Consider the following 17691-nt stretch of genomic DNA (forward strand, 5'->3'; position numbering starts at 1 on the left):
ACGATGAAAGGGCCCGCCGAATTTCCGGCAGGCCCTCAGTTCTCGGTATTACTGATCTATTTCTTAAGCTGGTCCACATCCCGGACAGCACCGCGTGCCGCGCTTGTTGTCAAGGCTGCATACGCACGAAGTGCCATTGAAATCTTGCGAGGTCTGGACTCAGTTGGCGCCCAGGCCTGATCCCCTTTCGCGACCATATGTGCGTGCCGATGCGCCATTTCTTCTTCACTAATATCCAGATGAATAGTCCGATTGGGGATATCGATCTGGATAATGTCATTCTCTTCAATCAAGCCGATGGCGCCGCCTTCCGCAGCTTCCGGTGACACATGGCCGATGGATAAGCCTGACGTCCCGCCAGAAAACCGGCCATCGGTCAACAACGCACAGGATTTACCAAGTCCCTTTGACTTCAGATATGAAGTTGGATAGAGCATTTCCTGCATTCCGGGGCCGCCTTTTGGTCCTTCATAAAGGATAACGACCACATCACCGGCTTTTACCTTGTCGCCTAAAATTCCCTCGACAGCCGTATCCTGGCTTTCGAACACACGAGCCGGGCCGGAAAAGACCAAGCTGTTTTCATCAACACCGGCAGTTTTAACAATACAACCCTCAGCCGCGATATTACCATAGAGAACGGCCAATCCGCCGTCTTGGGAGTAGGCATTGTCCTTGGATCGGATACATCCGTTTACACGGTCGATGTCAAGCTCTGGATAGCGTTTGTCCTGGCTGAACGCTTCCGTCGTTCGAACACCGCCTGGCCCTGCCCTGTAAAATTCCTGAACCGTATTACTTTTGGTTTTAACCACATCCCAAAGTTCAATTGCGTCCCCAACAGTTGGCGAATGAACAGTCGGCAAGTCAGTATGCAATAAATCAGCACGCGACAATTCACCGAGCAACGCCATTATACCGCCAGCTCTATGGACGTCCTCCATATGATAGGTCTGTATGCTGGGGGCCACTTTACATAAATGCGGGACTTTACGGCTGAGGCGATCGATATCTTCCATTGTAAACCCGACTTCGCCTTCTTCCGCAGCTGCAAGGAGATGCAGGACCGTATTCGTCGATCCCCCCATTGCGATGTCGAGAGTCATGGCATTTTCAAAAGCCTTAAAAGACGCGATGTCGCGCGGCAGCAATCCCGGCTCATCCATTTCGTAATGACGCCGGGTGATGTCGACAATCGTACGCGCCGCATCAAGAAACAACTGCTTGCGGTCTGCATGTGTCGCCAGCATGCTGCCGTTGCCCGGCAATGCAAGGCCCAAGGCTTCCGTCAGGCAATTCATGGAATTGGCCGTAAACATGCCGGAACAGGATCCACATGTGGGACAGGCTGACCGTTCAACTTCCGCGACCTGCTCATCTGAGACGGACGGATCTGCCGCTTGCACCATGGCATCAATAAGATCAAGGCCGACCGGTTTGCCATCTGCCATGCCCTTTCCAGCCTCCATTGGGCCGCCGGAGACAAACACGACCGGGATATTAAGCCGCATGGCCGCCATGAGCATGCCTGGTGTAATTTTATCGCAGTTTGATATACAAACCAACGCGTCTGCACAATGGCCATTCACCATGTATTCCACAGCATCGGCGATCACTTCGCGCGACGGCAAACTGTAAAGCATACCATCATGGCCCATGGCGATGCCGTCATCGACGGCAATCGTATTAAATTCCTTTGCAACACCCCCGCATTTTTCGATTTCCCGCGCCACCATCTGACCGAGATCTTTTAAATGCACATGCCCTGGAACAAACTGAGTGAAGGAGTTGGAAATCGCAATAATCGGTTTGTTAAAATCGCTGTCACCCATACCGGTTGCCCGCCAAAGTGCTCTTGCACCAGCCATATTGCGGCCATGGGTGGATGTTTTTGATTTATACTCGGGCATTTCTTTCTCACTTTTCCAGCAATTCCTGTTTGTATCTAATTAGTACCTTCCGGGCAGGAGAACAAGCTTAAGCCACTCTTCTTTCTTTATAGTGCTCCGTTTTTTCGTGATATCTACTTTTACTTGTATTGAAAGTTATATTTACTATTTATTGTTTTAACGATGAATGAGAAAACAAGGCGATTTAGAATGCAATGCGAAGGAATAACCCGAGGGGGAAAGCGGTGCCGCAACAAAGCTCTGGGCGACGAGATATTCTGCGAAATACATCTACGGGTAAATAGAACCTATAGTCTGGCCTTGCTGATCCCTTTTCTGACAATCCTTTTGCTCTGTTATTTCTTTGTGTTCGGGCTGCTGTTCGATACGCTGGTTTATGGCATTTTCGAGCTGAATTATTTAAAATACGCGGGCTTGTCCGATTTCTTTGTCAGTATGTTTCGCACAGGCGGAATGCTCACTGTTGTTGTTGTAAAAATCTGGTTTGCCTATTCCATTCTACTGGCCGTACTGTTTTCCATTGGCCTGTTTATTCACATGATTGCCCAGACTTCTCACCGTCATTTAAAACCTGGGCGTCGCATTAGAATAATAGGCCTCAGCCTGGGAATTTTTATTCTAAATTTTTTCCATATGTTTGTGTTTCTTCTACCGGAGAGAAACCGGAAGGAGCCGTCTCATATCTTGATCGGCCGGGAACACCTGGCGCGGTCCCTTAAGCACCAGAAAAAAGAGACCAGGCAAACATCTCAAGGGGCTCCACGCGCCGCAGCCTTCACTTTTTACCAACATTTTTTGAAATTCTGCAGTTTTAAAAATCATCGATTTTCCGCTACCATTATTTTAATGGTAGCGATCTCTTCCATGTCAATTTACCACGCGGGGGAGAAAGCCAGGGAAACCCGAAATTGCATAATTGATGCGGTCAAAAATGACACTGCGTCTCCTGTAACCTCAGCTAAACTATATCCTGGGTTAAATATTGCAAATCTATGCAAAGTGGGCGATGAACACCCGTTTGAAGAGGTAAATCTCTTCCTCAGTTTCGCTCGAACTATGGGAGAGTTTTTTACTTTCCCTGTCGTTCTTTTTGATATTCCTTCAATGGATAAACCCGTCATTTTCCTTGGCTCCACAGAGCGTTTCGATCTATTCTTCAATGGTGGAACACGCTTGCCATTTGCCGTGCCGGTACAATCCCTGCAGTCTCTCTTTTCCAGATCTTCGGAAAATGCAAACTCCAATAATCCCAGCTTTACCGAGCTTAGAAATACCGTAGAAAAAAACGGTCGGAAAGTGGCGAACATCGCGATTAAAATAGCCGAAAGGCCTCTTTTGAACAGCTCAGTTCTAAAGAGTAAGATTTCTAGAATTGAAGAACGCACAGATCGTTCCAGCACCAAACTGCGTCAGCTTGAATTAGGGCTGGATAAGTTCAGCAACGAGCTCTTTCAAATGGAAAAAAAATCAAATGACAAGATCGCTCTATCAATTCCTGCGAATTGTTGGAACTCCGAGCCAAATCTAATCCTTCCATTCGATGTAAGTGCGGTAAAAATTTCGAGCCTCATTCGCATTAGAAAAGTTAAAGAGCTTGCAGGGGAATTCATCGGATCAGAAAACCAGATTGTCGTTATTTCAGGATTTTCTGATCCAACAGGACCCTACTCCGATAATGATCGCCTTTCTCACCAACGCGCTGCTGAAGTCAAATCCTTAATGCTGCAATCGGGGCTTAACGCGGCATCTGTCTACAGCGTCGGCCACGGAGAAAATTTCAGCACTCATTTACCGCGACGCCGTGTCGAAATTCGTAAATGCACACTCCCTCCTCAACGCCAGATTAACTAACCTGCTTATCACTTTCAGCCCAGAAAGGCTTACGAAGCTCCGTTTTCAAAATTTTACCGGCACCTGACAATGGGAGCGGATCTGTCACGAATGAAACGCTGCGGGGGCATTTGAATCCTGCAATCAACGCGTGAGAATGATCAATGATATCCTGCTCAGCGGCAGCTTTTCCCTCTTGAAGGCGGACTACCGCATGAACTTGCTCTCCCCATTTTTCATCAGGAATACCTATCACGGCACATTCCGCCACGGCAGGGTGCTGGTAGACAGCATTCTCAACTTCCGCAGAATATACATTTTCACCACCGGAAATGATCATATCTTTAACCCGGTCAACAATATAAACGAAACCCTGTTCATCCATGTAACCGCCGTCTCCGGAATGCATCCAACCACCGCGGAGGGCTTCTTCGGTTTGTTCAGGCTTGTTCCAGTATCCAAGCATGACGTTAGGGCCACGAACACAGACCTCGCCAACTGTCCCGTAAGGCACCTCTTCATCATTTTCATCGAAAATTCTGACGTCAACTGAATAGGCTGCCCTCCCCGCAGACTTAAAGCGACCAGCGTTTGGACCGTTCAATTCATGGAATTCCGGGCCGGTATAGGTCACCAAAGGGGCGCATTCCGTTTGTCCGTAGGCATGGGTAAAGCCGCAATTGGGAAGAACTTCTATGGCCTTTACGATCACGGCTTCCGGCATTGGTGATGCGCCATAGACAATATCGCGAACACTTGATAAATCGTAATTTTCAACAGTCGGGTCGTTTACGACCATATTGACCATGGTGGGTACCAAAAGTGTATTGGTTACTTTGTGATCCTGCATTGCCTGCATTGTACCGGCCGGTGTAAAGCCGGGAATAAAGACGTGCGTCGCCAATCCCATGGTCGCCCCGAACACGGCACATCCATCGGCAATGTGGAACATCGGCGCTGCATGAAGCCAGCGGGATCCTTCGCTGAAGTTGAAGGCCGGCATCGAGTTCAATGTATTCGCAACAAAATTACGGTGGCTGAGCATGACACCCTTCGAGACACCTGTCGTACCGCCGGTATAGAACAACCCGGCAAGCTCATCGTTATGACGTCCGGCATCTTCAACAGGGTCATTTTCAGCAACCAGTGCCTCGTAACTCAGCATATTTTCCGGTGTTTCGGCCTCACCGATATAGATGATGTGCCTTAAGCCGGGAACCAGCTCCCTTAACTCAGGAACAACACCGGCAAAGGCATCATCGACCAGCAGAATTTCGGATCCGGAATCATTCAACCAATAGGCAAATTCCGGGACAGCAAGCCGCGTATTCACGGGTACAAAGATGCCACCTGCCCAGGGAGTAGCGTAATAGAACTCCAGATATCTATCGGAATTATGGGCAAGTATCGCGACGCGTTCTCCCTCGCCCACGCCCAGGCTCCGTAGCGCGCCTGCAAATTTTTGTACACGATCGGAAAATTGTTGATATGTATGTTGCCGTCCGGCACAGATCGTTGCGACCATGTCTCCCCGGGTTTGAACCGCCCGCATCAATATCTGTGAAATATACATCCCGTACTCCCTGTTGAGATTTTTTTTTGATTATTCAAGAAATTAGTGATCAGGTAAAGGGTAGGATGGGCGGCAGCCTCAAAAACACAAAAAAAACGACGCCTCAAGAGGCGCCGTTTGTCTTAAACGTCTGATAAACAGTGAGTTAGGCTTGCAAAGCTGTTTTTTGTTTACGACGTCGGGCCAGGAAGCCCATTCCAAGAAGCGCCGCGCCGAAAAGCGGCAAAGCGGCAGGAATTGGAACCGCAGACAGGCGGACATCATCAATATACCCACCATAAGTATCTTCTTTACCGATGGCTTTAAACCAGAAGGCAACATTTGTTGCGTCTGTCAAACTGAAGGTTTCAATATACTGAACCCAACCGTCTTTTCTGACGCCCGTTACATCATCTTTGAAGATTTTTTCGTTGCCATCATCAGCATCCGTTATCCGGTACCGAATACCGTTTGTACCGGCATCCTTGGTCCGACCCTTGTACCAGAAAGAATATTCGTATGTTCCAGCATCCAGAGAAACAATTTGTTTCATCGCCGAATTACTTTCGTAGTTTTTCGGCTTGCCTTTGTCATCCAGGTTGTGGCTATCGAGTTCGATTTTTTGCTGGCCGCCATGAGGGCTTGACCCGCCAATATTCTGACCACGCTGGACTTCAATTCCTTGTCCATTTGTCCGCGTCCAGGCTCCAACGTTATCGAACACACCCCATTGGTTGTTCCCCAGGCCAACGTTGTTTTCAAATCCACCATCTAAAATAAGATTGACACCAACAGCAGCGGCTGGAGATGCCAGAACAGCAGTTAATGTTGCTGCGGCAAATGTTGTAGTCATTACTTTCTTAATCATTGTGCGCTCCAATAAACAATCAAAATCAACTTAATAAAAAAATTAAAACCATAGGACTGAATAATTGAGAGGAATTTATAATAAAATTTTAGCTAAATAAATCACTTTCTTTTAAGGAACGTCGATTTGCGAATATTAACTATAAAGGTATGATTTTATTGCAACATTAACCATTTGAATTAACAACAAAGTAGATTTTATGGTTAATTTTTCAACATATTTACCCGTGCTTCAACCCTGGGCTTCGGCATTCCAGCGAGATTTCGCGGGAATCGGAAAGATTAATATGTTGATGTGCTGAAATATAAAACTGCTAGACGACCCTGGGATCACCACATAATATTATATTGGCCGTCAAGAATTAAAGAATAAAGAAAAGGCCTGTATTTACAAAAATCCCTAATTTAGGAACTAAAGATGTCGGAACTTTCCATCAAAGATGCCGAGGATTTCTATGAAAAAGCATTTCCTCCATGGGTGAAAGCCCTGGATATCAGTTTTACACATGTTGAAAAAAACGGTGTTACACTACGTATTCCCGCCTCCCCTGCGCTCAATCGGATGGATGGCATTATGTGCGGACAAGCGATCATGGCGCTCGCAGATACCGCCATGGTATTTTCAGTGGCGGCTTTTGTCGGAGAATTCATAAATATGACGACCATTAATTTGCAGACGTCATTTTTAAGACCTGTCGTTGATAGTGAATTATTTGCCGACGCTCGGATTATAAAGCCCGGCCGAACCATAATGTATGGGGAAGTGAATTTACATACGGGAAACACCGAAAAACCTGTCGGTCACGTGATCGGCAACTTTATGCTACTCTAACGGCTAGCGGCGGCTATCATCGATGAGGTTCTCGGAAAGCTCGGGCGAGGCAAGCATGATACGGCGGCGCTGCCGTAAATTTTCCATTTCGAACATATCTTCCGCATCTTTGCTTTTTTCAGCCTTCACCTCGACAATGTCTTCTCTCACAGTGCCAAATTGATGGCCCGCCGGATGAAACCCTCGGCTCAGCAAGGAGTGGTAATGCCAGGCGTTATAAACGAAGATAAAAACAAATGTCGACAAGCCTAGTGTCGCTAAATTGACGATTGTCATGCCAATAAATCCGAACAAATGGCCGCGATATAAAGCTGGAAAAGGCCCGAAAAACAGACAGGTCCACGAAACACCGCTATAACCCGTATCGCGTTTACGCGACGTAGGCTGAATCATTTTGATGGCATAGGCCATAATTCCCTCCTGGACAATATACCCGCAAATGCCAGCTTCAATCAGCAATTTGGCTATTGAGCCAGTCCCGGCAAAAGCACCCTTATTTCAGGGGTATCAGGAGTTTATGAACAAAATCTTTCGAAAAATTCGCAGTTTTAGGTAGTTTTTAGTCTAACGCAATCTAATTTGGAAAAAGCCGTTCGCAATCAATCCATTAGCAGACTCACCGTGAATTAAGGCATTTTCAACTGTAACCGGGTGGTGGCGTAAATCCGCCAAAACTTTCCTCAATCAGTCGACATAACGCCAGGGAAGTCCGGTCTTCGCCATAGGCTGCAACAGCCTGCAATCCTACCGGAAGACCGGAAGGTGTTTTTCCTGCCGGAATGACGGTCGACGGCAAATCAACTATGTTTGAATATCCTGCCCAGAACATTTGATCTGTACTTGGCTGTAAATGACCATTGACGTCAATCATCCGATCTTGACGCTCACCAATCTGGTTTTGAGGAAATGCCGGACCTGCAGCGGCCGGGCAAATCAGGACATCATAATCGTCAAAGAAAGCGGCCCATTTCCGGGCCATTAACCGACGCTCGTTATTTAGTCGCAGCCATTCCTTGTGGGACAGGGTTCCCGCCCGTGCCATCAAGGTCAAATAGCTCTTATCGTCTGAACTGCTGCTGGCCACAATATCCTTAAAGCGATCCAGTTGCTCGTCGGACAAGGCGCCAGAGGTCGCAGCGCGTAAGAGCAGGATATAGGTTTCATATGCATGTGCTATGTCAATATCCGGACGCGCCGTCCGGCTAACCGTCGCACCGCTGGCGGCAAGCTTGTCTGCAATGTCGCTCAGGCAGGCTTGATAATCCGTATCCACATCAAACCCGGGCGCCGATGTCATGACGGCAACCCTGAAGTCGGAGAGTTTATTATGACGTGCCGGTTTCAGGTCCAAAGTCCAGGCGGACCCGTCTGGTTGACCGGCCCCTGCCATGATGTCCAATGCGATTTCAAGATCAAGGGAGGAGCGCGCGATAGGCCCCAAAACAGCAATATCGCTATCCGCGACAATCCCGGGAGGTTTTTGCCCATGCCCCGGAATAATTCCGTATGTCGGCTTATGACCGCAAACACCGCAATAATGCGCCGGGTTGCGAATGGAGGCACCGATATCAGAGCCAATTTCTATCCCGCTCAGACCAGCCGCCATCGCCGCGGCCGAGCCACCTGACGATCCACCGGGTGTCAGGCTCAAATCCCAGGGGTTATTTGTGGTGCCATAAATATCGTTAAAGCTCTGCCAATCCGCAAGCATGAACGGCACGTTCGTTTTCCCGAATATATTTGCCCCGGAATCCAGCAACCGCTGGACACTCAGGGCGTTGCGCTCCGGAAAGTGATCTTTCCAGGCCGGGTTACCCCAGGTTGACGGGCTGCCGACCAGATTATAACTTTCCTTGATCGTCATCGGGACACCGGCAAGCGGTCCAAGCCGATCCCCTCGCGCCCGCGCCTGATCCGTCGCAATCGCCCGTGCTCTTGCTCCTGGTTCATCCATCCAGATAACGGCATTCAAGGCGTCATTATAAGTTTCAACACGTTTAAGATAATGATCTAATAGTTCCACGGCACCAATATCCCCAGCAGCAATTTTTGTCGCTTGCTCATGGGCTGGCAGGAAGTGAATATCTGTCATCTTGAGATCCTTTTATCAAAGCGATGTGATGCGCCAAATTTTTATTATTCGGAAAGAAAAAGACAAAAGAAGTTTAGAGCTATAGCGGAACATGAGACAATAGAAAAATTACAGACACAAAAAAAGGCGGCCCCGTTTGAGCCGCCTTTCAACGAAATTTGAATGATCCTAGAGTTCGGCAAGCCGAGCTGCTGCATCGTTGAGCTTCGCCAGTTTGACTTCTGCATCTGCCAATTTGGCTTTCTCACCGGCGACAACATCTACCGGTGCGTTGGCAACAAACTTTTCGTTTCCGAGTTTTTTGTTCAGCCCCATCATATAGCCGTTCAGGTTCCCAATCTCCTTCGCCAGGCGGTCCCGTTCTGCACTGACATCCATAGCTTCGGCCAATGGTAAGCCGACGGTTGCACCGCCAAGAACAAACTGCAATGCCCCTTTTGGAAATTCCGTGTCGATCGACTTACTCTCAAGCCGGGCCATCCGCGCGATAATTGCCCAGTTGCGACCCAGCCATTGATTTTGTTCCGCGTTGCCGTCATTGAAAATGAGCGGGACCTTAGCGCCTGCCGGAACATTCATTTCACTCCGCACGGCACGAACACCCGCAATCAATTCCTGGACCCAGTCCATCTCGTCCTGCGCCGATGTCATGGCGTAGTTGGGATAAACAGGCCAATCCGAGACGATTAAATCTGTGGCACGCTCAACACCGAGGTTGCCCCAGATTTCTTCGGTCACAAAAGGCATAAAGGGATGCAGGATTTTCAAAATTTGATCCAGTGTCCAAGCTGCGGTGGCTTTCGTTTCCGATTTGGCTTTCGCATCGTCGCCTTGAAAGGGTAGTTTTGCGAACTCAAGATACCAGTCACAAAACACATTCCAGGTGAAGGCATAGATTGCGTTGGAGGCGTCGTTAAAACGATAGCTTTCCAATGCGGCCCGAACGGCTTCCTCGCACTTAACCACTTCACCAATGATCCATTGATTGACGGGCTGCTCGACAGCAAACGGATCAAATTCCTGCGGTATAGCGCATTCATTCATCTCGCAAAAGCGGGCCGCGTTCCATAATTTGGTGGCAAAATTGCGATATCCTTCAACCCGCTGTTCAGACAAGCTGACATCGCGCCCCTGCGCAGCGCTGACTGACAGGAAAAAACGCAATGCATCCGCCCCATAGCTATCTATGAGGTCCAGCGGGTCCACCACATTGCCTTTTGATTTAGACATTTTGGCGCCATGCTCATCCCGGACCAACGCATGGATATAGACAGTATGGAAGGGCGCTTCATCTGTGAAATGCAAACCCATCATCATCATTCTTGCAACCCAGAAGAAGATAATGTCAAATCCGGTTACCAGGACATCTGTTTGATAGTATTTCGCCAGTTCCGGTGTTTTCTCGGGCCATCCGAGGGTGGAGAAAGGCCAAAGGGCGGACGAAAACCAGGTATCCAGCACATCTTCGTCGCGGATCAGCGGTTCCGTATGGCCATAGTGAGCCTCGGCAGCCGCAATTGCCTCTTCCTCGGTCTCTTCCACAAAGAACTTACCGTCAGGTCCGAACCAAGCCGGGATCCGGTGTCCCCACCAAAGCTGGCGGGATATGCACCAGGGCTGAATATTGCGCATCCAGTCATAATAGGTATTGGTCCATTTGGCCGGCACAAATTCTGTGCTGCCATTTTCAACGGCTCGTATTGCCGGTTGCGCCAATGTCGCCGCGTCCGCGAACCATTGATCCGTCAACAGCGGTTCAATGACAACACCGGACCGATCACCATAGGGAACAGTATGCGGGTGATCGTCAATTTTCTCCAGCAGGCCGAGTTTTTCTATTTCCGCAACGACTTTTTTGCGGGCAGCGAAGCGTTCCAACCCCTGATATTCCGCGGGAACGGCATCATTCAAATGGGCGTTTTCATCCATTATATTGATGACCTCAAGACCCGCGCGCTTCCCAACTTCATAATCATTAAAATCATGTGCCGGCGTTATTTTAACAGCGCCGGAACCCTGCTCCGGATCCGCATAATCATCTGCGACTATGGGAATTCGGCGTCCGACAATCGGTAAAATGGCGAACTTGCCAACAAGGTCCCCATATCGCTCATCCTCTGGATGAACAGCGATGCCTGTATCCCCGAGCATGGTCTCCGGTCGCGTTGTCGCCACGGTAATGAAACGTCCGTCCTCTCCCTCAACCGGATATCGGAAATGCCACATATGGCCGTTCACTTCACGTTGCTCAACTTCCAGGTCAGAAATAGCTGTATGAAATTGCGGATCCCAGTTTACCAGGCGCTTGTCGCGATAAATCAGTCCCTCTTTGAAAAGTTGCACGAATACCTTGCGAACGGCGACAGATAATCCGTCATCCATGGTAAACCGCTCGCGCTCCCAATCGCAAGTTGCCCCCAGTCGCTTAAGCTGTTCGAAAATCAGCCCGCCAGATTCGCCTTTCCATTCCCAGACTTTATCGACGAAAGCCTCGCGGCCCAGATCATGACGGGAAATCCCTTTTTCCGCCAGCTGCCGTTCGACAACCATCTGCGTGGCAATACCGGCATGATCCATGCCTGGCTGCCAGAGAACATCCTTACCGCGCATCCGTTCAAATCGGACAAGCACGTCTTGAAGTGTGTTATTGAGGGCATGCCCCATATGAAGGCTGCCTGTCACATTCGGCGGTGGAATGACAATTGTAAAGGCGTCATCAGAATCTGCGCGTCCACAAGAGAACGCGCCTTGCTCCATCCATTTTGAATAGAGCTTTCCTTCGACCTCTTGGGGTCGATAAGATTTGTCCAGCATTGCTGAATCTTTCTTTATTGATAAATCTGCAAAAAGTTCGGGAGTAATATAGTCGGCTCACCGCCCTGCAGGAAAGACTTTATTCGTCTTCGTCTGCACGATCGGCAAGCTTGCTCACTTCACGTTCCACAATACGCTGAACAATCTGCGGGAGGTTTTGATCAAGCCATTCTTTCAAAATTGGCCGGACCATATCTTTGACCATTTCTTCGAGTGTAGCATTGTTACCCATTTGTAGTCCCCGTGAAGAGGCAACCGCGCCAGCCAGATTGGCGAAAGCGGAAGTGGTTGCAGCGATTGTTGGATCAGCCAGCAGGCTGTTGGTTGAAAGATTTTCTGTTGCAGCCGTTTCCGGCTCGGCTTCCGTGTCGTCTTCGACATCGGCTTCTTCTTCAATCTCGGAATCAGCGCCCAGTTCAATTTCTTCCTCGGCGGCCGCTATTTCTTCCTGAATTTCCTCAGTCAGTTCCAAAATGTCTTCCTCGTCGATTTCGGGTTCCGGCTCTGGTTCTGGCTCTGACGCCACTTCTGGTTCCGGTTCTGGTTCTGGCTCAGAAGCAACTTCAGCTTCTGGTTCCGGCTCAGGTTCCGGTTCTGACGCAACCTCCGGCTCTGGCTCTGGCTCTGGTGCTGCTTCTATTTCCGGCTCTGCTTCTTCCGTGATTTCAGCGCCAGCTTCCTGACCTTCTGTTTCTTCTTCGCCATCTTCAGAAATGATACGGCGAATGGAAGCTAATATCTCTTCCATCGTCGGTTCTTGTTCTGTTTTCTGATCACTCATGTTCAATCCACCATCGAAACAAAAGGCCCTGACATCCTTTACAAGCTGCAGATCGCCTTAAAAATCTTTTCTTCGTCCCTACTATGGCACTGTTCCTTTAAGGAACCCTTAATCCAGGCCGCCGTCTGTCCCGACCCATTTACCCCGAACGCGGTCATAGTTGGCAGCAGGATCATAGTAATCCACATTAAGTTGGAGATCCCGTGCGTTCAGTTTACCGATAGAGGCGACAACATTATAAACCGCGACATACTGGTCCCGTTGTGCGAGCACCAGATTAACTTTACTATCGAGGAGTTCCTGTTCAGCGTTTAAGACATCCAAAGTCGTCCGGGAGCCAACCTGGGCTTCCTGCTCAACACCTTCCAATGCAATGGTGTTGGCGCGAACTGCTTCCTGGTTGGAACCAATTCTGGACCGGGCTGTTTCCAGCTGCTCCCAGGATTGAACAACGCTTTCGCGAATGAGGCGAACCGCTTCTTCTATTTCCTGCATCCGCTGGCTGTTAATCTGACGTGCCTGCCGAACCTGGCTGTAAACGGACCCGGACTGATAAAGCGGCACGGTCAAAAAAGCGCCGATACTCGCGGTATTGGCCCAAGACCCGCTTCCCGACACTTCGTTGCCATGCGCCAAAGTCCCGTCCACCGAAATTACTGGTAGAAGCTGACCGGAGGTCGCGCGAATATTATGCCGCGAACTTTCTTCGTTAAATTTTGCCGTTTTTATATCAGGATGGTTTTCAAGCGCTGTGATCAATGCGGCATCTTCGGATTCCGGAAAATCAGTCGGAATTACGGGAATTACCAAATCTTCCGGCGCCTTACCAACGATACGTTCGAAATTAGCTCGGGTTGATCTCAAATTCCCTTCTGACTGGATCAAATTCGAGATCGAGTCGGCCAGCCGGGCTTCGGCCTGCGCCACATCAGTCCGTGTAATTTCACCGACTTCAAACCGGTCTTGCGCAGCTTCCAGCTGGCGCCGGAGAACTGTCGTATTATTATTGTTCAACTCGACAACCGCGGTATCACTCAAAACATTCACATAAGCAGATACAGCCTGCTGAAAAATCGTCTGCTCGGTTGACAGAAGTGATTCACGCGCGGCCAGCACAGAGGCTTCCGCGGATTTGGTCGTCGCTGTCGTAATGCCACCTGTATAAACAGGTTGCGAAACAGTCAACGCTGCCTGTGTTGGTGTTGTATCCTTGCTGCCACCAGGGTTATTGGTGATATTCGTATTGCTATGTTGTGCCGAAGCATTCGCAGTTGCAATGACTTCCGGGCGCCATCCAGAAAGCGCCTGGGAAACATCTTCATCGACACCGCGGACACTTGCCCGCTGTGCTTGCAAGGTCGGATTGTTCTGATAGGTTGCTGCCAGCGCTTCATTCAGCGTCTCGGCGCTCACGCCAGATAACGGTAAGATTACCGCAATAACTGACGCAACGGTTAAGGCCATTTTATTCATCTTTACTCGCCTCTCAAGCCCGACTTTGGGCTACCAAGAAATTAACCATAAAAGAATTTAGTCCCGAATACTGTTTTTATCAACTAATATAAACAGTTCTCGTCACTACAAAACTTATCGAAACACATCATCTACTATTATCGGGCCAAATCATGATAGAAATCTTAACCTTAACAAGAATGTTCGATTACTACGTTGCCATTATGTAACAATCTTCTTGTTCTATCAAAATTCAAACGTCACCGGCTGAGCCAAATCCTTCAATACAGGAACTGACGCATCAAACGCTTTGCGCGGAAAAAAACTCTCCCCGGTCCGTGTATAAACAGTCGCCGTCCCCGGGTTACCGCCCAAAACGCAAACCAGACGCCCATCATCTGCCAGCTGTTCAAGCAGGCTCACAGGCACAACATCGATCGCCCCGTTTATATGGATGACATTGTACGGACCGTGTTTTTTGTTCCCCTCTGCCAGCTCACCTTCAACAATGGCGACATTATCGCATTCCAGCTTGTTTAAGGTTTCCGATGCTTTCGCAACCAGTTCCGGGTCTTTATCAATTGCAACAACAGCCTGCGCCAAATGACCGAGCACGGCTGAGGAATATCCGGTACCTGCCCCGATATCCAAAACCACATCCGTACTCTTTACATCAGCTTCCTGCAGGAGCCTGGCAAAGACACGGGGCTCAACCACGAAACGCCCGGGCGCCACTTCCAGATCTTCATCCAGATACGCGACGCTCCGCAGGTTTTTTGGAACAAATTCTTCCCGGGGGACAGTATCCATGGCATTGGCAACACGGTCACTCGTCACCTGATTGGGACGCAATTGACTCAACACCATATGATGGCGCGCTTCGGCATATTTTTCGGTTATCATGATCTTCCAGATTACCCTGTTTTAAATCTACGGCTTTTATACTGAATAATGGTCATCGAACGCAAGGCATAACACGGATATTCTCGACCCATTATCCCTTTGGATTTATGGGTCGATCCTCCGTCCAGTCATACGTCCCGCCGTCCCGTTCGCGAACTGCCTGTTTCCAACCGACATTTTCACTTCGATGCTTGAAATTCAGACCCTCAGGAGAATGCCGCGTGATACCGTCAAAAATCGTCGCCAGACGCTGGGTGCTTTCCATTCCCGATGCTTCGACCGCCTGATTAATCACCATTTTCTGCATTGTCAGCTGATTTATGGGAACAGTCGCCATGCGCTCGGCCATGGCTTCAACTTCGGCATCCAATGTATCATCGGGCACGGATTTAAGAACCAATCCCATGGCGGCCGCCTCACGGCCATCAATTTTATCGCCCGTCAATAGCATGCGTTTTGCTTTTTCCGCCCCCAGGCGATACACCCACATGGCCGTCGTCGGGCATCCCCAAACCCGCGCCGGCATATATCCGATTTTCGCGGTGTCCCCCATGATCGTCACATCCGCGCAAAGGGCAATATCTGACCCTCCGGCAACAGCAAATCCATGGACTTTACATATCACCGGCTTCATAGCCCGCCAGAGCGACATGAAATGCTGGGTATTTTGCCACATAAAGGCGTAATCCTGCATGGGGTCCCACGGCATTTTCTGAGTGATTTCATTTTTGCCATTCCCCTCCGCATAGTAAGTCAGGTCATATCCAGCGCAGAAGGCAGGACCATTGCCGGAGAGAATCATGACATGGATATCCCGATCCGCATCGGCCTTCGCGACAGCCTCGGACAACTCCTGCGGCAGATCATCATCAATGGCATTCATAACATCCGGGCGATTTAAAGTAATGCGTCCGATACGACCATCTTTCTCAAACAGAACCTTCTTCATCCCCATCGCCCCTTGTAGTACGTGACCGCGGCCCCTTCCCGCCGTTGACGAAATGTCAACACACTCCAGGGCACCGCATAAGCCGAAAATCCTACGTTAAAAAAAAATTCCTTGCCATAATTTCTCTTCTTTTTTGTGATCAAGTGCAAATCAGCACCGCGTGACCTTAGTCTGGGAGCTTTTGTAAAACCTGGCGTGTACATTACAATGTAACGATTACTAGAATTTGAAATAACACTTATACTTAGTATCCAATTTGAAAATAAAATCGTCATTAGGTTGCGGAAAATGGATGAGATACAATCTAAAAAAATTGAAGAGAGCGATTACTCGGCCGGTTATTACGCGGGCTTAAATGATATTGAAGGCAGAATAGACAGCTTGCATATCCGCTATCGCGAAGATTCCAGAACAACATTTATCGTTGTGGTCATCGCCCTTGTCTTTGCTTTCATCGGCGGCTTTATTATCCGCGATCTCCTTTAGGGTCACGCGAAAAAAACTGGGGTCACGCGAAAAAACTGGGGTCACGCGATGAAAAATCGCAAATCTTCCCGGCAAACCGACTATTTTATTCCTGTTGGCGGAAATAGCTGTAAATCGGAATTGCCATTGACCGGCGCCCCTCTGGTAAACGCCATAGTAAAACCCCTGGTAAACCCTGTGATTTTTTGCCGTTTTAGGTTCCAATTACCGCTAATTTGCATCCTTGACAGCCCCCTTGCAAGCTCTTATAACCCCTAGGCTTTTTAAGCATAACACCACAGTTCAGAGGCCTGGTGGCGGAGTGGTGACGCAGCGGATTGCAAATCCGTCTACACCGGTTCGATTCCGGTCCAGGCCTCCATTTTCACCCGTCATTTCCTTACATATTTCCGTGGCTGGATTTAACAGCCCAAAATCCTGCAGGTTATCTACCGATTGCCAATATAGATCTGCTTAGGTAAGCTGCCCGACAAATTCAGGACAAAGGAAACCGTTATGAGACTAATTTTAGCCCTGCTCCTTCCCTTCATTGTGTTCTTCACGATCGGCAGACCTTTTCAAGGTATATTCTGCCTGATTTTGCAGATAACCCTAATTGGATGGATACCGGCGGCTATTTGGGCTGTTTACGCGCTAAGCCAATATAATACTGACAAGAAAATCGCCGAAGCCCATGGCGATTAGCGGCTGACATCAGGAATTACCAACCCGGTTTCCAAATTTTTTTCAGTTTTGTAAAATCAAGGCTTGGCAGGCTATCTCGCAATTGCTATAAGCCGCCATCCCGAATGCGTTCGGGCCACTGGTCCCCGATAGCTCAGTTGGTAGAGCAGCTGACTGTTAATCAGCCTGTCGCAGGTTCGAGTCCTGCTCGGGGAGCCAATTCAAAAGCCTCTGAAGTAACTTCGGGGGCTTTTTTTTCGACATGTCTGTAAAATAGGCCGAAAACCATGAAACCTAGTCTCGCACTTTTCACCCTGCTTATTCTGGGCGCCTGTAACACGGCCCCGAAATCCCTCGCCGAAAATTGTGCTTACCTTGCCGAAGAGTATCGCGCAAACACCGTCGTCATCACGAATAACAGAGGTGGAAACAGGCTGCAGCGGTTTGATGCCAATAGGCTTTACGATTTAAATATTGCCATTAAAAACAATGCGACCTCGGACAAATGTGATGTGTCGGGCTGGCCCGCGCAGCCGGAACGACCTGTTTAGAAACCCGCC

The 17691-nt window shown here is 49.0% G+C and carries 15 protein-coding genes and 2 tRNA genes; 7 read left to right on the plus strand and 10 right to left on the minus strand.

The genetic code is table 11. The features are described from left to right. Nucleotides 1-56 precede the first annotated feature (56 nt). Nucleotides 57-1910, minus strand: a complete 1854-nt coding sequence (gene ilvD / locus NBZ79_RS11975) for a dihydroxy-acid dehydratase (protein WP_251932665.1) — start codon at nucleotides 1908-1910, stop codon at nucleotides 57-59. Nucleotides 1911-2594: 684 nt separating this feature from the next. On the opposite strand from ilvD, the gene NBZ79_RS11980 reads away from it, so the two are divergent. Then, a complete protein-coding gene (locus tag NBZ79_RS11980) occupies nucleotides 2595-3761 on the plus strand; it encodes an OmpA family protein (protein WP_251932666.1) in 1167 nt (388 codons plus the stop codon). On the opposite strand, the gene NBZ79_RS11985 is transcribed toward NBZ79_RS11980, so the two are convergent. Next, on the minus strand, nucleotides 3754-5313 hold the full coding sequence (locus NBZ79_RS11985; RefSeq protein WP_251932667.1) for a long-chain-fatty-acid--CoA ligase: 1560 nt from the start codon (nucleotides 5311-5313) through the stop codon (nucleotides 3754-3756). The two genes, NBZ79_RS11980 and NBZ79_RS11985, sit on opposite strands and share 8 nt — an antisense overlap. Nucleotides 5314-5458: 145 nt before the next feature. Then, a complete protein-coding gene (locus NBZ79_RS11990) occupies nucleotides 5459-6160 on the minus strand; it encodes a VPLPA-CTERM sorting domain-containing protein (RefSeq protein ID WP_251932668.1) in 702 nt (233 codons plus the stop codon). A gap of 417 nt (nucleotides 6161-6577) precedes the next feature. On the opposite strand from NBZ79_RS11990, the gene NBZ79_RS11995 reads away from it, so the two are divergent. Then, nucleotides 6578-6991 carry a PaaI family thioesterase gene (locus tag NBZ79_RS11995; RefSeq protein WP_251932669.1) on the plus strand — a complete coding sequence of 138 codons (414 nt, stop codon included), beginning with the start codon at nucleotides 6578-6580 and terminating at the stop codon, nucleotides 6989-6991. Between the two features lie 3 nt (nucleotides 6992-6994). Here the strand turns inward: NBZ79_RS11995 and NBZ79_RS12000 are convergent, their stop codons facing one another. The 7 genes from NBZ79_RS12000 to NBZ79_RS12030 form a co-directional block, all read right to left on the minus strand. Continuing rightward, the gene (locus tag NBZ79_RS12000) at nucleotides 6995-7402 is read right to left on the minus strand and encodes a hypothetical protein (RefSeq protein ID WP_251932670.1); all 408 of its coding nucleotides are present in this window, start codon (nucleotides 7400-7402) and stop codon (nucleotides 6995-6997) included. A 226-nt stretch (nucleotides 7403-7628) separates the two neighbouring features. Then, complete coding sequence (locus NBZ79_RS12005; RefSeq protein ID WP_251932671.1) at nucleotides 7629-9083, minus strand: amidase; 1455 nt, start codon at nucleotides 9081-9083, stop codon at nucleotides 7629-7631. Between the two features lie 168 nt (nucleotides 9084-9251). Continuing rightward, on the minus strand, nucleotides 9252-11897 hold the full coding sequence (locus NBZ79_RS12010) for a valine--tRNA ligase (protein ID WP_251932672.1): 2646 nt from the start codon (nucleotides 11895-11897) through the stop codon (nucleotides 9252-9254). A 79-nt stretch (nucleotides 11898-11976) separates the two neighbouring features. Beyond that, nucleotides 11977-12678, minus strand: a complete 702-nt coding sequence (locus NBZ79_RS12015) for a DUF2497 domain-containing protein (RefSeq protein ID WP_251932673.1) — start codon at nucleotides 12676-12678, stop codon at nucleotides 11977-11979. A 108-nt stretch (nucleotides 12679-12786) separates the two neighbouring features. Continuing rightward, complete coding sequence (locus NBZ79_RS12020; protein WP_251932674.1) at nucleotides 12787-14151, minus strand: TolC family outer membrane protein; 1365 nt, start codon at nucleotides 14149-14151, stop codon at nucleotides 12787-12789. A gap of 225 nt (nucleotides 14152-14376) precedes the next feature. Further along, on the minus strand, nucleotides 14377-15033 hold the full coding sequence (locus NBZ79_RS12025; protein ID WP_251932675.1) for a protein-L-isoaspartate O-methyltransferase family protein: 657 nt from the start codon (nucleotides 15031-15033) through the stop codon (nucleotides 14377-14379). 91 nt (nucleotides 15034-15124) lie between these two features. Beyond that, on the minus strand, nucleotides 15125-15982 hold the full coding sequence (locus NBZ79_RS12030; RefSeq protein WP_251932676.1) for a crotonase/enoyl-CoA hydratase family protein: 858 nt from the start codon (nucleotides 15980-15982) through the stop codon (nucleotides 15125-15127). Between the two features lie 288 nt (nucleotides 15983-16270). On the opposite strand from NBZ79_RS12030, the gene NBZ79_RS12035 reads away from it, so the two are divergent. The 5 genes from NBZ79_RS12035 (at nucleotide 16271) to NBZ79_RS12055 (ending at nucleotide 17682) form a co-directional block, all read left to right on the plus strand. Continuing rightward, nucleotides 16271-16468 (plus strand): hypothetical protein, encoded by a 198-nt coding sequence (locus tag NBZ79_RS12035; protein WP_251932677.1) that lies wholly within the window; start codon nucleotides 16271-16273, stop codon nucleotides 16466-16468. A gap of 287 nt (nucleotides 16469-16755) precedes the next feature. Further along, nucleotides 16756-16829, plus strand: a tRNA-Cys gene (locus NBZ79_RS12040). A 134-nt stretch (nucleotides 16830-16963) separates the two neighbouring features. Further along, complete coding sequence (locus tag NBZ79_RS12045) at nucleotides 16964-17152, plus strand: YqaE/Pmp3 family membrane protein (protein WP_251932678.1); 189 nt, start codon at nucleotides 16964-16966, stop codon at nucleotides 17150-17152. Between the two features lie 122 nt (nucleotides 17153-17274). After that, nucleotides 17275-17350, plus strand: a tRNA-Asn gene (locus NBZ79_RS12050). A gap of 68 nt (nucleotides 17351-17418) precedes the next feature. Then, the gene (locus tag NBZ79_RS12055; RefSeq protein WP_251932679.1) at nucleotides 17419-17682 is read left to right on the plus strand and encodes a hypothetical protein; all 264 of its coding nucleotides are present in this window, start codon (nucleotides 17419-17421) and stop codon (nucleotides 17680-17682) included. The last annotated feature ends 9 nt before the right edge of the window (nucleotides 17683-17691 follow it).

It is taken from the genome of Sneathiella marina, assembly GCF_023746535.1.
Lineage (GTDB): Bacteria > Pseudomonadota > Alphaproteobacteria > Sneathiellales > Sneathiellaceae > Sneathiella > Sneathiella marina.

Coding starts and splice junctions, on each gene's coding strand:
- NBZ79_RS11990 (WP_251932668.1), bottom strand. CDS start 6,160: ATGATTAAGAAAGTAATGACTACAACATTTGCCGCAGCAACATTAACT.
- ilvD (WP_251932665.1), bottom strand. CDS start 1,910: ATGCCCGAGTATAAATCAAAAACATCCACCCATGGCCGCAATATGGCT.
- NBZ79_RS12000 (WP_251932670.1), bottom strand. CDS start 7,402: ATGGCCTATGCCATCAAAATGATTCAGCCTACGTCGCGTAAACGCGAT.
- NBZ79_RS12020 (WP_251932674.1), bottom strand. CDS start 14,151: ATGAATAAAATGGCCTTAACCGTTGCGTCAGTTATTGCGGTAATCTTA.
- NBZ79_RS12015 (WP_251932673.1), bottom strand. CDS start 12,678: ATGAGTGATCAGAAAACAGAACAAGAACCGACGATGGAAGAGATATTA.
- NBZ79_RS12045 (WP_251932678.1), top strand. CDS start 16,964: ATGAGACTAATTTTAGCCCTGCTCCTTCCCTTCATTGTGTTCTTCACG.
- NBZ79_RS12010 (WP_251932672.1), bottom strand. CDS start 11,897: ATGCTGGACAAATCTTATCGACCCCAAGAGGTCGAAGGAAAGCTCTAT.
- NBZ79_RS12030 (WP_251932676.1), bottom strand. CDS start 15,982: ATGAAGAAGGTTCTGTTTGAGAAAGATGGTCGTATCGGACGCATTACT.
- NBZ79_RS11995 (WP_251932669.1), top strand. CDS start 6,578: ATGTCGGAACTTTCCATCAAAGATGCCGAGGATTTCTATGAAAAAGCA.
- NBZ79_RS12025 (WP_251932675.1), bottom strand. CDS start 15,033: ATGATAACCGAAAAATATGCCGAAGCGCGCCATCATATGGTGTTGAGT.
- NBZ79_RS12035 (WP_251932677.1), top strand. CDS start 16,271: ATGGATGAGATACAATCTAAAAAAATTGAAGAGAGCGATTACTCGGCC.
- NBZ79_RS12055 (WP_251932679.1), top strand. CDS start 17,419: ATGAAACCTAGTCTCGCACTTTTCACCCTGCTTATTCTGGGCGCCTGT.
- NBZ79_RS12005 (WP_251932671.1), bottom strand. CDS start 9,083: ATGACAGATATTCACTTCCTGCCAGCCCATGAGCAAGCGACAAAAATT.
- NBZ79_RS11985 (WP_251932667.1), bottom strand. CDS start 5,313: ATGTATATTTCACAGATATTGATGCGGGCGGTTCAAACCCGGGGAGAC.